Source organism: Singulisphaera photorubra (assembly GCF_045290345.1).
Lineage (GTDB): Bacteria > Planctomycetota > Planctomycetia > Isosphaerales > Isosphaeraceae > Singulisphaera.
This window is the reverse complement of record NZ_CP155447.1, coordinates 64,470-78,688: the sequence shown is the minus strand read 5'-3', so window position 1 is coordinate 78,688 and position 14,219 is coordinate 64,470. Positions and strand designations below refer to the sequence as shown.

At 60.9% G+C, this 14,219-nt stretch carries 15 protein-coding genes; 11 read left to right on the top strand and 4 right to left on the bottom strand.

Annotation, left to right across the window (positions count from 1 at the left end; translation table 11 throughout):
• Nucleotides 1-311: 311 nt before the first annotated feature.
• From V5E97_RS00280 to V5E97_RS00250, 7 genes are all read left to right on the top strand, one after another.
• Nucleotides 312-728 (top strand): DUF3805 domain-containing protein, encoded by a 417-nt coding sequence (locus V5E97_RS00280; protein ID WP_406697248.1) that lies wholly within the window; start codon nt 312-314, stop codon nt 726-728.
• A 364-nt stretch (nt 729-1,092) separates the two neighbouring features.
• Nucleotides 1,093-1,311: a hypothetical protein gene (locus V5E97_RS00275; RefSeq protein ID WP_406697247.1), complete on the top strand. Its 219-nt coding sequence runs from the start codon at nt 1,093-1,095 to the stop codon at nt 1,309-1,311.
• Complete coding sequence (locus V5E97_RS00270; protein WP_406697246.1) at nt 1,308-1,436, top strand: hypothetical protein; 129 nt, start codon at nt 1,308-1,310, stop codon at nt 1,434-1,436. Before V5E97_RS00275 ends, V5E97_RS00270 begins: the two co-directional genes overlap by 4 nt.
• Before the next feature lie 128 nt (nt 1,437-1,564).
• The gene (locus V5E97_RS00265) at nt 1,565-1,738 is read left to right on the top strand and encodes a hypothetical protein (protein WP_406697244.1); all 174 of its coding nucleotides are present in this window, start codon (nt 1,565-1,567) and stop codon (nt 1,736-1,738) included.
• Between the two features lie 633 nt (nt 1,739-2,371).
• Nucleotides 2,372-3,280: an alpha/beta hydrolase gene (locus tag V5E97_RS00260; protein WP_406697243.1), complete on the top strand. Its 909-nt coding sequence runs from the start codon at nt 2,372-2,374 to the stop codon at nt 3,278-3,280.
• A gap of 579 nt (nt 3,281-3,859) precedes the next feature.
• Complete coding sequence (locus V5E97_RS00255) at nt 3,860-4,099, top strand: type II toxin-antitoxin system Phd/YefM family antitoxin (protein WP_406697242.1); 240 nt, start codon at nt 3,860-3,862, stop codon at nt 4,097-4,099.
• Nucleotides 4,096-4,473 (top strand): type II toxin-antitoxin system VapC family toxin, encoded by a 378-nt coding sequence (locus tag V5E97_RS00250; RefSeq protein WP_406697241.1) that lies wholly within the window; start codon nt 4,096-4,098, stop codon nt 4,471-4,473. The genes V5E97_RS00255 and V5E97_RS00250 overlap by 4 nt, the downstream gene beginning before the upstream one ends.
• 232 nt (nt 4,474-4,705) lie before the next feature.
• Here V5E97_RS00250 and V5E97_RS00245 read toward each other — a convergent pair whose 3' ends face one another.
• From V5E97_RS00245 to V5E97_RS00235, 3 genes are all read right to left on the bottom strand, one after another.
• Entirely contained in the window at nt 4,706-5,653 is a 948-nt protein-coding gene (locus V5E97_RS00245) for a DUF1559 family PulG-like putative transporter (RefSeq protein WP_406697239.1), read from the bottom strand.
• A 102-nt stretch (nt 5,654-5,755) separates the two neighbouring features.
• Nucleotides 5,756-6,109 carry a hypothetical protein gene (locus V5E97_RS00240; protein ID WP_406697238.1) on the bottom strand — a complete coding sequence of 118 codons (354 nt, stop codon included), beginning with the start codon at nt 6,107-6,109 and terminating at the stop codon, nt 5,756-5,758.
• A gap of 368 nt (nt 6,110-6,477) precedes the next feature.
• Nucleotides 6,478-7,257, bottom strand: a complete 780-nt coding sequence (locus V5E97_RS00235; RefSeq protein ID WP_406697237.1) for a DUF502 domain-containing protein — start codon at nt 7,255-7,257, stop codon at nt 6,478-6,480.
• A 217-nt stretch (nt 7,258-7,474) separates the two neighbouring features.
• On the opposite strand from V5E97_RS00235, the gene V5E97_RS00230 reads away from it, so the two are divergent.
• From V5E97_RS00230 to V5E97_RS00220, 3 genes are all read left to right on the top strand, one after another.
• Nucleotides 7,475-8,458 carry an AAA family ATPase gene (locus V5E97_RS00230; RefSeq protein WP_406697236.1) on the top strand — a complete coding sequence of 328 codons (984 nt, stop codon included), beginning with the start codon at nt 7,475-7,477 and terminating at the stop codon, nt 8,456-8,458.
• Between the two features lie 103 nt (nt 8,459-8,561).
• Nucleotides 8,562-10,430 carry a hypothetical protein gene (locus V5E97_RS00225; protein ID WP_406697235.1) on the top strand — a complete coding sequence of 623 codons (1,869 nt, stop codon included), beginning with the start codon at nt 8,562-8,564 and terminating at the stop codon, nt 10,428-10,430.
• Nucleotides 10,431-10,483: 53 nt separating this feature from the next.
• Nucleotides 10,484-11,500, top strand: coding sequence for a hypothetical protein (locus tag V5E97_RS00220; RefSeq protein WP_406697234.1), 1,017 nt, complete (start codon nt 10,484-10,486; stop codon nt 11,498-11,500).
• An 18-nt stretch (nt 11,501-11,518) separates the two neighbouring features.
• On the opposite strand, the gene V5E97_RS00215 is transcribed toward V5E97_RS00220, so the two are convergent.
• Nucleotides 11,519-12,115 carry a hypothetical protein gene (locus V5E97_RS00215; RefSeq protein WP_406697233.1) on the bottom strand — a complete coding sequence of 199 codons (597 nt, stop codon included), beginning with the start codon at nt 12,113-12,115 and terminating at the stop codon, nt 11,519-11,521.
• A gap of 516 nt (nt 12,116-12,631) precedes the next feature.
• Between V5E97_RS00215 and V5E97_RS00210 the strand changes: the two genes are divergently transcribed.
• A complete protein-coding gene (locus V5E97_RS00210; RefSeq protein ID WP_406697232.1) occupies nt 12,632-13,657 on the top strand; it encodes an IS110 family RNA-guided transposase in 1,026 nt (341 codons plus the stop codon).
• The last annotated feature ends 562 nt before the right edge of the window (nt 13,658-14,219 follow it).

The window sequence follows — 14,219 nt, the reverse complement described above, 5'->3', positions numbered from 1 at the left end:
GAGCGTTATGGCTTGTGCGAGAATTCCAGCATCTCGCGACTTGGGAACCGGCAACGGTCCTAATTCATACCACCAACGGCACGCGCTCCGATGGGATGATCGGTAGGTTTGAGGTGGGTGGGACGTGTGACAGCGTGTCGATCCGAGCGGCGAGGATTGGATCGAGGGGTAGAGGCGAGTTGTCTGAGAAAGCTCCTGAAGTGATCGCTGAGTTTTAAGGCAGGTTGGTGAAAGCCTAGTCAACGATCTATCGAGGGGCTAAGTCCGCAAAACTGCGGAAGACACAATACTTTTAAGGGCGGAGAGAAATCATGGGACAGGTTTTTAATGATCCAAACGGAGCCTACTCTCTCGAGATTCCTGATCATTGGGAGTATGAAGCGGTTTCGCATAGCATCGCATTCTACAACCCTGAAGGTGCAGGTGCTCTGAACATCTCTTGCCTGCAGTCACCAAAAGGTATTTCGGCGGACCCAGAGAATGTGATCCTAAACTTTGTGCCAAAGCAGGTGCTGGAAAGTGGCAACGTTCATATCGTTCACAAAACATCCCCTAACCAGAGGATGTCTCAAGCCTACACGGAGTACTCAATCGATGGGGACGCTTGGAGGCTTTGGGCGATTGCGAATTCTGATCGAGTGGTGATCGCTTCTTATAATTGCAAAATGGCTTCAAAAGGAGATGAAAACAGAATTGTTGATAAGATTATAAAATCAATTATGGTTTGATCCTGAGTTTAAAGCATAATAAGGTGGCCAGGCACCTAAGCTAAGTAGGCCAGGAGTTTTGGGAAGCCGATCGCGAGTGCGAACCGGGAAGGAGCTCTACGTAAACCGCCCAGACTTCTCCATTGAAGTGCCTGGAGTTGGCTTCATTGCACCCCAATCCCCCGCTTGACATTGACTCCGGATTGGCGTTGCATAAAGCGAGTTACTGTTTCATCCCTCCCCAGCGAACCCCTTTCGACAAATTTGCATTCATCCAATCGTCTCCTTGGCTCGGCCCCGTTTGTTAGGACATAAAGGGCGTTATGTCCTACCAGACCGAACGGAAAGTGCGATCATGGATGCAATGAATGGCTCGGGTAGCAAGATGATCGGGTTGCCGGATCGATATTCCTTCTTCATCGATTTCGACGAAGACCCGATGATTGGCGGACAACAAGCCTTCTACTTCACCGCAGCGAAGCTCCCGGCGGAAAAATTGGTCGGTTGCCGCATCGTCGATTTCTGCTTCGACGAGGAGAGGCGGTTAATCATCACGGTCGAGCAGTCCACCCACTTGGACGATGCTCGGGGAAACGGCCAATGAGCACCGACCTTGTTCCCCAATCCAAAGGCCGTTTGCTGACCGTCCCGGTCATCATCGCCGACGCGGGCGACGGTGCCGCCAAGCGGTTTCCTCGAATTCTTCACCGCCAACATCAACAACCCTAACACGCGGGCCGCCTACGCTCAGGCGGTCGCCCAATTCCTCCGCTGGGGCATAATAAGGTGGCCAGGCACCTAAGCTACATATCGACGAGGAGGAGTTCGCTATCCTGTCGACCGGCCCAGAGTCGTACATGCAGTGCGGCGAGCAGAAGGAGCCGCCCTACGAATACGAGCTTGAGTATCGCGACGGCTTCCAAGACGCCCATTACAGGGCGGTCGACGGCCCGATCACGCTCGACCGGGTGATCTCGGCATTCATCTGGTATCTCCAAGGTGATCTTACGTGGCGGTCGAGGTTTCGTTGAGAGAAGATCGAGTTCCCCTGATGATCGACCTCACGTTGGAGCAAAGGCCGCTCGTGGGCTTCGACCCGGACATTCGAAGTGAAAGAAATTACGAAAAGTGTAGCCTGTTTTAATTATTGGGATGTATTTATGTTGCGGCTATGTAAGGTCAATGATCGTTTCTCGACTACAAGGGTAAAAAGCGGAGGCGTCGATGAAGACCCTGATTTTTGCCGTGTTGGCACAGTTCGCATTCATTGGGATCGCAAACGCTCAGACGAAAGATCTGAGCCCGTCATCTCCAGGAGCTTAAGACGGGAGACTTGGGATATTTTTTGGGGGGGTATTGTGAGGTCGTTGACCACGGCGACTTGCCTAGAACCTGTGCCATGCACAGCTTGGATGCCTTGTGTTATGCAAGATCTTACTGGATCAACACTTTAGTGTGCGTTGGCCTGGGTCAGGCGGTACTCCGCCCTTGGCGGAGCGAGCGTTGACAGGCCGGTCAGCTATCCCCGCGTCAGGGATCGGAGCGGCGTGAAGCGGTCGCGAGAGACGGAACCCGCGCAGAGTCCGGCATCGAAGGGGAGACGCCCAATGACCGTCCCGATAAACTGACGGCTTGCCGATCGATGCGCCAGGATCCGGAGTTCCATGATGAAGTACGGCGTTTGTCTGGCCCTGTTCTTGACTACGGCATGGGTTGCCCAAGCCCAGGAGCCGAAGCGGCCTGAAGGCGCGTCCAAGCGCCCTCGCGGGGGATTCGGCGGCCCGATCGTGCTCAACCCCGACGACAAGCCCGCCTTTGACGACCCCCCGGCCAATTACAAGACGGCCCGCGAGGACATCCCGCACGGCAAGCTGGAGATGGTCGAATACGACTCGAAATCGGTCGGCACGCGACGGAAGATGAACGTGTACACGCCGCCGGGTTACTCGTCCGAGAAGAAGTACCCCGTCCTCTACCTGCTCCACGGGATCGGCGGCGACGAGACGGAGTGGCAGAGGTTCTGCGCTCCCGGAACGATTCTGGACAACCTGATCGCCGACGGCAAGGCGACGCCGATGATCGTCGTCATGCCCAACGGCCGGGCTCAGAAAAATGACCGGCCCGAGCGGAACATCTACGCTGCGGCCCCGGCCTTCGCGGCTTTCGAGCAGGACTTGCTCGTGAGCGTCATCCCCGCCATCGAGTCGCGTTATTCCGTGGCTACTGACCGCGAGCACCGTGGTCTCGCCGGCCTTTCCATGGGTGGCGGCCAGAGCCTGAACTTCGGCCTGAAGCACCTGGACCTTTTCGCGTGGGTCGGCGGCTTCTCCTCGGCCCCCAACACGCTCCCGCCCGCCAAGCTCGTCCCCGACCCCGACGTCGCACGCGGCAAGCTCAAGCTGCTCTGGCTCGCCTGCGGGAACAAGGACGGGCTGATCCGCATCAGCCAGGATCTCCACGCCTATCTCAAGGAGCACGACGTTCCGCACGTCTGGCACGTCGACTCCCACGGCCACGACGCCACCGAGTGGGGGAAGAACTTCTATCTTTTCACGCAGCGGATCTTCAAATAACTCCGAGTGGGCATTAGCTGATGGGCGTGGACTTCTCGCACGGCGATGCGCATTTTGGGCACGGCTCGTTCCGGTCCTCTCCATTGAAGTGCCTGGCGTTGGCATCAATTTATTCGCTATTCGTCCATCCTAATATGATCTTGTGCTCTTCATAACACGTTTCGCAAAGCCACCAGTAATTCGCCCCATTCCGGTGCTCCTCACGCGTCGTGTACCCTGCTCGGTGGAATCCAGGCCCGTCCACGTCGGTGAAAGTCGCCCAGCAGCCAATGCAATGATCGTGGTTCCAATGCCGCTCGCGTTGCGTCCACCACTTCCATTCCCAGCAGACACCCCGCTGGTACTCTGCCATTTCTTCATTCATCGCTTGAGCCGCCCAATGGAAAAGCGGCTGAGTATTAGGCCTGCATGCAATTACACGCGGCTTTGACACGCGTCGGAGTCTAGCAATGGCCTTAACGGGAATAAAGGGGATTATTTCCCGTGAAGCTGTCGGGATGCGATTTGCATGCAGGCTTGTACGTTTCCCTTGTCAATTGCGAAGAATTGAGCTAAGCTTAGCTAAATCAGGAGAACAGCATGGAAATCGCCAACATCCACGAAGCCAAGTCCCAACTCTCCAAGCTGGTCGAGCGCGCCATGAACGGCGAAGAGGTCATCATCGCCAAGGCCGGACAGCCAATGGTCCGTCTGGTACCCATTCGCGCCGATGAATCACCCCGCGTCGGCGGGCAATGGAAAGGCCGCGTCCACATCGCGGACGATTTCGACGCCTTGCCCGAGGACATCGCCGCCGCCTTTGGGATCGAGCCGCAATGACACTGCTCCTCGATACCCACGCCTTCCTCTGGTGGCTCGATGATCCTCAACTCCTTTCGAAAGCCGCCAGGAAGGCGATTGGCGACGGCAAAAACACCGTTTACGTCTCCGCCGCCGTCGTCTGGGAAATCGCCATCAAGCGTGCCTTGGGCAAGCTCGATGCTCCCCAGGACCTGGAGGCGGCCATGACCGCGAATCGGTTCCTCCCGCTACCCATCACCGTGCCACACGCCTTAGCCGTCGAAACACTGCCGGATCACCACCGCGATCCGTTCGACCGCTTGCTGATCGCCCAGGCCCTCCACGAAGGATTCAAATTCGTCAGCCGCGATCGTCATGTCGCTCACTATGGCGTGCCCCACATCATCGCCTGATAGGCTGGTGCAATGCGGTGGCCAGGCACCTAAGCTGAGTAGGCCAGGAGTTTTGGGAAGTCGATCGAGAGTGCGAACCAGGGCGAAGCTCTACGCAAACCTCTCAGTCTTCCCCATTGAAGTGCCTGGCGTTGGCATCAATTTTGAAGTGACTGGTGTTGGCATCAATTCCCCTATTGTTGACTGGCCAGATAGCAAATCCCCTCGGCGGTGCACCGAGGGGAGGTTTCGATCAGAACTGGTCGGCACTGACGACTTCGCCGCCCGCCCGCGTCGAGAGGAAGCTGAAAATCTTCGGATTCACCGATTCCTTGATGAACCGCACCGACCCGTCGGCGAACAGGAAATTGCACCCGCCGGGATGCAGGCTCCAGAAATCATCCGCCCCCGCCCCTTTATAATTCGGCACGTCCACCCACCCTTGATCGGGCGACGGCCCGGTGTGGCCGAGTACCATGACATTGGCCGTTTCGCACGACTTCACCGCCCATTTCGGGTTGGTGCAGACCTGCGAATTGGGAATAACGCCTACCCAGGTCGCATCGGCGGTGTTGCGTGAGCGCTCCCCAGCCATCAGCGTCGTGCTCGTGCCGTCGGTGATGTCGCGAACGCCGTTGCGGCTGTTGCGGTAGAATAGCCCGTTATTCTGGGCCGGGAATTCTTCCACCTCGAGCTGCCCGGCCGAGGCGACATACTGGCTCGGCGACAGATCGGTGACGAGCGTGGTTCCAGCCGCATCCTTGAGGACGACCGGGCCGCTGCCTCCGGTGGAGCTGGGGCAGAGGAACACCGACAGGCTGATCGTGCGGATCGTCAACGAAGCCGGCACGGTGATCGGCAGGCGGAAATTCGCCGCGTTATAGGCGGCCGTTTGCTCCAGATTGTTCAGCAGCATCGCTCCCCAGCCCCAACCGGGGCCGGTTTCGGGACTGTTCGGCTGCGACGTCTGCGTGCCGGTAATATAGCCGGGCGGGAAGACTTCGTGTGTCGCATGGTAGCTGTGCATCGCCAGCCCCATCTGTCTCAGGTTGTTCGAGCACTGCATGCGGCGGGCGGCCTCGCGGGCCGCCTGGACGGCGGGCAAAAGCAAGCCAATGAGCACGGCGATGATCGCGATCACCACCAGCAGTTCAATGAGCGTGAAACCAAGCGAGCGACGACCGGCAAGGGCGGTACGCATGAATAATCTCCTGTTTCAAGTCGGATAGTTCGGGACGCAGAGTATCCGGCCGGCACGCACCGCAGGCGGGCACGCGACGGCGAAACGCCGCTTCCGAACGACTCAAAACAGAAAGATTTGCAACCAGGCGTGGCGGATGTTGGGCGGGGCGGGCGGCCACCAGACCCGTTCTTTTAATCCCTCAGCCTCTTCGGGCGAAATGCTCGGCATTCCCAACGCAGGCGGCAGGATGAACGGATCGGCCACTAGCAAGGCGGCAGCGGCGAAGTCGCCGTGCATCTGGGTCAGGGTGACGACGCCGGAATCATCGCCAACGCCGCCATCGAGCGTTTCGAGGCTGGCCGGCTCGAAGCACCGCGACAACGAACGTGCGAAATCACCCGCCGCCTCCGCCTGCCGAAGTGGGGTGCCGGTGAAAGCCGCGATCAGACTGAGCAGGGCCGCCACACGCCGCATGCGAAACCACCTCCCAACATCCATTCTGGGCAGCGTGTGCAACCCGGTCAAGTTTGGATGTTACCGAGTGAAGCGGTTCGCCTGGGCGGTCCAAGAACGAGTCGCGGATTCGACACGACCACCTGCGTGAGAACTTCGCCTGGCTGAACCGCTTCACCCTGTCGCACTTGAAGCAGCACCCTGGCCACCGAAGTCTCGTCAGGAAACGCCGAGGTTGCGGCTGGAGCCACGACTTCCTGATGCAAGTCTTTGTTGAATCAACAGATGAGATTCTGTTGGCCTGGGTGCTCCCTGGCTTCCCTTGGGCGGCGAAAGCCAGGGAGTCGACGCTCCCTGCTCGTCTTCGGATGACAGGTCACAGGGCACACTTAATTCTCGGAGACATGCTCGGGCGTGATCGGATTCCCATGGGAATCGATGAGTGGGCCGCCGGTGGTGTCGACGTGAAGGCCGTTGGAGAAGTGGATGACCGAGGGCGAGGTCATCCCGCCCGAGAGAATCGCCTGCAAGGCCTGATTCACCGACCAGTCGAGGTTGGTCACCGACTCCTCCGGGACATAGAGCGTGAATCCGGCGGGGGGCATGACGCCGGTCAGGACGCAGACGCAGAGGATGGTCTGGTTGGTCGCGGGGTCTTTCAGGGTATTCGTCACGAAGGCCAAGGCTCGTAGCCCTGGGTGGGGGAACTCGACCAGGACCACCCGTTTCGACGGGCTGCCCTTCATCTGATTGCCCAGCGACTGGGCCACGTTCGTGAGCGCCTTGTAGATCGTGGTGACGATCGGCACATGAAGCAAAACCCAGTGGACCGCGCGCAGCAACGATGAGTGGACGAGCAACCCCAAGACATAGAGGAAGCAGAGGACGGTAACGACCCCGATAAACGGAGCGACCACCCCTTCCCACCAGAATGACGGGGTGGGGGTCTCTCCGGAGAGATAGGTGGTGAGCCTGCCCATCGGGATCAGGACAATCCCCTGGACGGTCGAGTAGAGCCAGTAAACGATCCAGAGCGTCAGCGCAATCGGCAGGGCCAGCAGTAAGCCGCTGAGGATCCGCATCCGGATGGCCTTGACCATCGCCTGCATCGCCCCAATTTCATTGAGGTGGTCGCTCGCAATTTCAGTCGGAGGGGGAACAGGCTCCATAAGTTTCAACTCCGGGAACGGGGCGATTGGCCTGGGGCATCGTCACAAGTTAGTCGCCAGGGCGCCGCTTGACAATCGGGCCTCGCCAACTCGTCGTGTTGACCTGGCGCTCGCCCGTCGGGCATCGAATGGTTACACTGGAGCCAACGTGGCGGTCGCTCGCGTTGTGGCTCGAACCGGGCCCACGGGACCGTGGCGGAAACCGGACCGAGATGTGATGTCAGATCAGACGAAAACGGTCGAGCTGGGGGGCGTGACGCTCCACCTGAGCAATCCCGACACCACCGAGCAGGGCTGGATTGGCCAGGATGCGATCCTCAAGCAACTGCTGGCGTGCTGGCTGGTCGTCGATCCTCGCGACCGGCCGCTCTCGCCTCGCCTGCTCGGCCCCCCTGGGATCGGCAAGACGACGCTGGCAATGGCCGCCGCCCGGCTCCGCGAACAACCGCTCTACATCAACCAATGCACGGCGGACACTCGCCCCGAAGATTTGCTCGTCACCCCTGTGCTTGCCGAGAGCGGCAAGATCGCCTATCACGCTTCCCCCCTGGTCTCGGCGATGCTGACCGGTGGCGTTTGCGTGCTCGACGAGGGGAACCGGATGAACGAGAAGTCGTGGGCGAGTCTGGCGCCCTTGCTCGATCACCGCCGCTACGTCGAGAGCGTTGTGGCCGGGGTGATGATCCCCGCCCACCCCGACTTTCGCGCCTGCGTCACGATGAACGAGGATGAGTCGACCTACGAGGTCCCCGACTACATCCTCTCGCGGCTCCAGCCGACCCTGACCCTGGGGTTCCCGAATCGCGACGATGAGATGGAGATCCTCAAGTATCACCTGCCGTTCGCCCAGGTCGAGCTTCTGGCCCTGACCGTCGAGTTTCTCCAGCAGGCGCACTCCCTGAAGCTCGACTTCTCGCCGCGTGACGGGATCAACCTGCTCCGATACGCCCTGAAGCGGATGGCTCAGGATCTCACGCACCCCTTGGGCCGAGACGAGGCCTGGCGCGAGGCCCTCGTTTGCGTTCTCGGTGAGGAAGCCGCCGACCTCGAAGACCTTGCCCGCCGCAAGCGTCGAGCGATGGGCGGGCAGCACGCGCCCATGGGACTCGGCGACCTCTTCTTCGGACCCGAGGATCCTCTTCATCCGGATGCGGATTCCGATGATGATGACGACGAGGACGAAGAAGACGAGGATTTTTGAGTCTTGTCGAGGGGGGCATGAGCGCCCACCGTGGAATCTCGTTCCGAAGCCGCGATGATTGTGGGAGCGTCCCACTCCGAAAATCCGAGCCAGCGCGCCGACCATGACCCCACCAAGACCCACGTCCGAAGACTTTCTGCGGATCGGCCCGCGCGTCCGCGTGATGCCGATCATCCACGGCTCGGGCGACTTCGCCATCCGGGTTCGCGAGGAGTTGCTCAATCGCCACTACGACTGCGTGGCGGTGCCGTTGCCCCCTTCGTTTCAGGATGACGTCGAGGAAGCCGTCGAGCGGCTCCCCGCCATCTCGGTCGTGGCCCAGCTCGACGCCGACCCCGATGACGCGACCCAAGGCTTCAGCTACGTCCCCATCGACCCCTGTCAGGGAGTGATTGCCGCGCTCCGGGTGGCGATCGGCGAGCGGATCGCGCGGGCCTTCATCGACATGGAGACGCCTCGTTTCGAGGCGAAGACCGGAGACTTCCCCGACCCGTATGCCCTGAAACGAGTCAGCCCCGAAGGCTTCGCGGCGGCCATGCTGCCGGCCATTCCCCCCCCCTCCCCCGGCCAGCACGCCGACCGGATCGCCTGGATGGCCAGCCAGCTTCGCGTTCTGGAAGCGAAGCATCGCTCGATCCTCCTGGTCACCTCCCTGCTCGACTGGCCCTGGATTCGTGATGCCTACGAGCGCGGACTCGAGCCGCCCGACCCCGACCCCTTCTTCTCGCCGATCCAGACGTTCTCCGCCGACCCGGCGACCTTGATCTTCTTGCTCGGTGAACTGCCGTTCCTGACCGGACTCTATGAGCGGGGCCGACGCGAGCTCGAGCCCGACGACAACCTCTCGGTCGATGGCGTCAAGGAGATGGTTCTCCAGGCGCGCGACCGCTTGAAAGTCCAGTTGCCCAAGGTGGCGCAGCGGGTCACGCCCCAGTTGCTCTCGATCTTCTTCCGCTACGTACGCAACCTCTCGCTGATCGAGCGCAGGCTGACCCCCGACCTGTACTCGCTGATCATCGCGGCGAAACAGACGGCCGGCGATGACTTTGCTCTCGCCCTGGCCGAGACGGCCCGGGAGTACCCCTATGCGAAGGGGGTAGGGACGGACGATGCCGGCGGGTTGTTACGGATGGGGATCGACCAGGCGGACGTGCCGGGCTGGGGGACCGCGCGGATGGTCAGCCGGCTGTCGGGTCAGGCCTTGAGCTGGCGGTCGTGCGAGTTGCGGCCCCGCCCTCCGGAACGCGATCGCCAGGCGTGGAAGCAGCGCTGGAACCCGTTTGGCATGTGCTCCTGGCCGCCGGAAGACGATCGGATCGAGAGCTTCCACCGCCACGTCCGCGACCAGGCCAAGGCGATCCTCGGGGCCGACCTCGCCCGGTCGGAGAAGTTCACGTCGAGCGTGATGGACGGGCTCGACATCCGCGAGACGCTGCGGAACTGGCACACCGGCGACCTCTATGTGAAGGTGATTCCGCCGAGCCGGGGGACGATCGAGGTGGTCGTCTTCCTCTTTGATGTACCGGCCGATCCGCAGGTGTATACCAACCGCGCCACCTGGTACGCCGAGCACTCCGAGGAATCGACGCTGGCGTTCTATGCCACCGACCACATGAAGAACATGATCGGCCCCGGGATCGCCCAGGCCGAGTACGGCGGCGCCTTCTTCCTGTTCCCTCCGCGCCCGATCTACGATATCTGGGAAGACCCTCGGCTCAACTTCGCCGACACGCTCGAGGAACGCCTGCTGGCCGCGGCCTTCCTGCACAGCAAGGAACGCCACGTCGCGGTCGTGAGTGCGCGGCCGCCGCTGGCCTCGTGGCGAAGGCTGGCGCGACGCTACAACCGCAAGATCGTCCCGCTTCCCCTCCATCGCTTCGGCGGTCAGCTCATCGAGCAACTCCGCCGGTTCCACGTGCTCAACGGCAAGACCGTACGCTCGTTCGCGGCCGACTTCATCCGCGACTCTTGATCGATCGGCCGCTTCCCACTTGATCAGTGACTCGGACCGCGAGGACCGCCGAGATGACGACGTTGATCCCGCTGCTCGCGCTGTTGGCCTTGGCCGATGACCCGGTCCCGGCGACCGTCCCCTTCGAGGCGCCCAAGTACGGCGTCAAGGCGTCGATCCCCAAAGACTGGCCGATCGCCGCGCGCGAGCAGGAAGACCGGGTCTTCGTTGCCCTGATCCGCCAGGACGATCCCGAGCGTCCGGGGGTGGTGGCCTGCGAACTCGCCCTGGCGCCCGAGAATCTCGACGAGTACCGGACCCGGATCGACGGTAACGCCAAACGAGCGGGGCCGGCCGGCCGCAAGCTCGCGCGCAACGAGGTGGTCAAAGACGCGAAGCCAGAACGGCTCGAGACGATCTGGGAATTTCGACCCCGCTCGGGGGGCCTCTGGCGTGAGCTCAGCGTGCGGATCCTGGCGAACCGGCAAATGTACACATTGACGCTCAATGTGGACGACGCCACCTATGCGACCGCCCGGCCGCTCTTTGATGCGCTGGTCGCCTCGATCGAATTTTCCGCTCCCAACACCGGAGCCGACCTCCTCGACAAGGCGACCAACCGCTGGGTTCAGCGCGAGTTCAAGTTCGCGATCGACCTACCGGAAGCATGGCGGCCGGTGTTGGCTCCCAGCGAAGTGGCCCTCTTCTTCGCCAATGGACCGGCCACCGGCATCTGGTCCGACAATGCCCTCGTTCTGGCTCAGCCGCACGGCCCCCTGGACCTCCAGGCGCTGGTCAAGGAAGTGCCTGATCAACTCCGCAAGGTCGAGCCCAATTGCGAGGTGCTCTCGTGCGAGGTCGTCAAGCAAGGGAAACTCGACGCGCTGGAGACCGTGGTTCGCACCCAGCGCGGCCCGTTCTCGATGACGATTCTCGAACGCCGATTCCGTGGCGGTCGATTCGATTACGAGGTGAAATACACTCTCGAATCCAAACGATTCGATGCCCTCGCTCCCACGCTTCGCAAGAGCCTCGATAGCTTCGGTGAAGTCCCCGGCAGTGTCCCCGCGGCGGCCGACAAGTCGTCTTAAGGCGTTCGGCAGGAATGCCTAACGTGCCGCGAGCTTCTGAAAGTGATTTTGCAACGATTGAAGTGACTCGCTGGCGATGAAGCCGACGCGGTCGTTATCGACCATTGCCGAGCACCAGGCAATCACCTCGGCCGCGGGCAAGTCGCACTTTCTGAGTGCCGCGATAACAACATTCAGACATTCTTGGATGTCGTCGGTCATGAGTCCTTCGTCACTCATTTCGACCTGAGAGCTGCCTTGTTTCATCAATTCCAGTGCGAGCAGCATGGCATGTTGCAACTGACCCGAGCCGATCATGCACTCCAGATTTCGCTTCACCTGGCTGTAGGCTTCGTCGTCGTAGTCGAAGTTGCGGTTGGCGTCTCGCTCGTCGAAGTCGGTCGCGTCCGCGATGTGCTGACGCGTCGCGGCGACCAGAGCGTCGAGGGTCATCGCCACGTCGAATCTGGCAGTGAGCTTCCGGAGGACCCCACGGTCCCCCTGGGCCAGTTCCATCAGGACTTCAACCAGTTCTGCTTTCTTTCGCTTGGTTAGCGCCTGACGTAGTTCGGCCACAGGCTCGGGTTGCTTTTGGGATGGGAGCACTCTGCTGCGCTTGGGTTGGCGACTGGGCATGGTGTCAATTCCGCTCGTTGTTGCCATTGTCGAAAGGGGATGGACTGGCAAGGCACCTCTCGAATCATCAATACTCAGACCAACGCTTTGCGACGGTACCACGGTATTCAGAGTTGGGGGCAGCTTGCAAGCGGTTCGTGCGACGTCGCAACTGGGGGCGGTGATCGAAGGGATTGGCCTCGCTCATCTGGCAGGAGGAGATCATGCTCCTGGGAAGTCCAGAAGAGCGGGGTCCGAGTACGGACCCCAGCCACCCAGAGAGGTTGTGAATTCATTCAACGATCCGCGAAAGCGCTAAGGAATCGATGATTCTTGCGGTTTCCGCAACGGGTTATTCGAAGTGAATGAATCTAAAAGTGGTAAGTTGTTTTGTTGTTAACGATTGATGAGTGATCGGCGGCCAGAATCCGATCTTCCCGTAGATGGGGATGAAAGCCTGTTGCTCCTGCCGCGACACGATCGCGGGGTTTACCCTGGAGGAGTAGAACCCCATCCCACAGAGCGGAGCAACAGGCCATGTCCAAGGTAACCATCTACGTCGGCCTCGACTACCACAAGGCTTCGATTCAAGTGTGCGTCATGGACACCACCGGCAAGATCCTCGCGAATCGGCCCTGCACCAACCAGGCTGAGGCCCTGGTCAAGCTGGTCGCACCCTTCGGTCACGACGTTAGGGCGGCGATCGAGGCCTGCCCCGGCGCCGCCAACCTCACCGACGAACTGGCCACCCGGCACGGCTGGAGCATCAACCTCGCTCACCCCGGCTATGTTGCGCGGATGAAGCAGACTCCTGACAAGACCGATTGGGCCGATGCACGCGTGATCGCCGACTTGGTCCGCGTCGGCTATTTGCCCAAGGTCTGGTTGGCTCCCGAGGACGTCCGCCAACTCCGCGCCCTGACCCGCTATCGTCAGCAGCTAGCCAACCGCCGCCGCGACACCAAGCTTCGCATCACCGCGTTGCTCCGCGACACCCGCGTCGTCGAACCCAAGTCGCGGCGATGGGGCCGTGCCTGGATGGACTGGTTTCAGACCGCCGAGGGACTCGGGAGCGAAGGCCGCTGGATCGCCGATCGCCTGATCGAGGATCTCCGCGACATCGCCGACGCGATCCTCAAAGTGGAACACCGCTTGGCTCAGGTGACTTCCGAGGATCCGGTCGTCAGCCAACTGATCTTGCTCGCCGGAGTCGGGATGGTGACGGCCTGGGCCTTGCGAGCTGAGATCGGCCGATTCGATCGGTTCACCACCGGCAAGCAGATGGCGCGGTACTGCGGGTTGTCGCCTCGCAACGCCTCCAGCGGCCAGCGTCAGGCCGACGCCGGCCTGATCAAGGCGGGCAACGAGCACTTGCGTACCCTGATCATCGAAGCCGCCCATCGTCTGATCCGCTACGATCCCCGCTGGAAGGCGTTGGCCGCGTCGATGCGGCAGGCCGGCAAGCCCGCGTGCGTGGTCGCCGCGGCGGTCGGCAACCGTTGGGTCCGTTGGCTATTCCATCAAGTCGCGGGAGGACCGATCACGCTGAAGCAAGCTGCATGACCTTTCGCGTTTTCATATTGTGATACTTGGTATTGTATGATTCACCGTTGCGTCCCGTGTTGAAGGGGGCGACTCGACCCACCCTTGGGCTTGATGCTCGTCCGTAGATGGGGTCGTCCCCTTCGACCGTCTCGAAACACCCATTGGGGCTAGGCCCTCGGGCTGACGCTCGGATAGAAGAGTGGGACGAGCAGCGGCGAGACATCCAGACGATCAATCGCGGGCGAGTTGAAACCCGCGTGGGCTCCTAGACGAAAGCGAATCGTTTATATTTTGATTTCGAGCAGCTGAAAGCGACGAATCAGTCGAACGCCGGACTCGGCTCCGGCTCGACAGGAGGGGGAGACGAGGAAACTACGTAAACACCAATCAGTTCGACGCCTGTCTTCCCCCCCAATTGTCCTGAGTGGGAGCGAATCCTGGAAAAAAAATGCGACAGACGCCTTGACGAGCGGTGGGCTTTCATAGAAGGGTGGGCACGGTCCACCTTCCTATCTCTTTGCCAAATCAAAGGTTAGGATGGTGGGCCGTGCCCACCCTACGGGAAATGTTAGGTCGACGA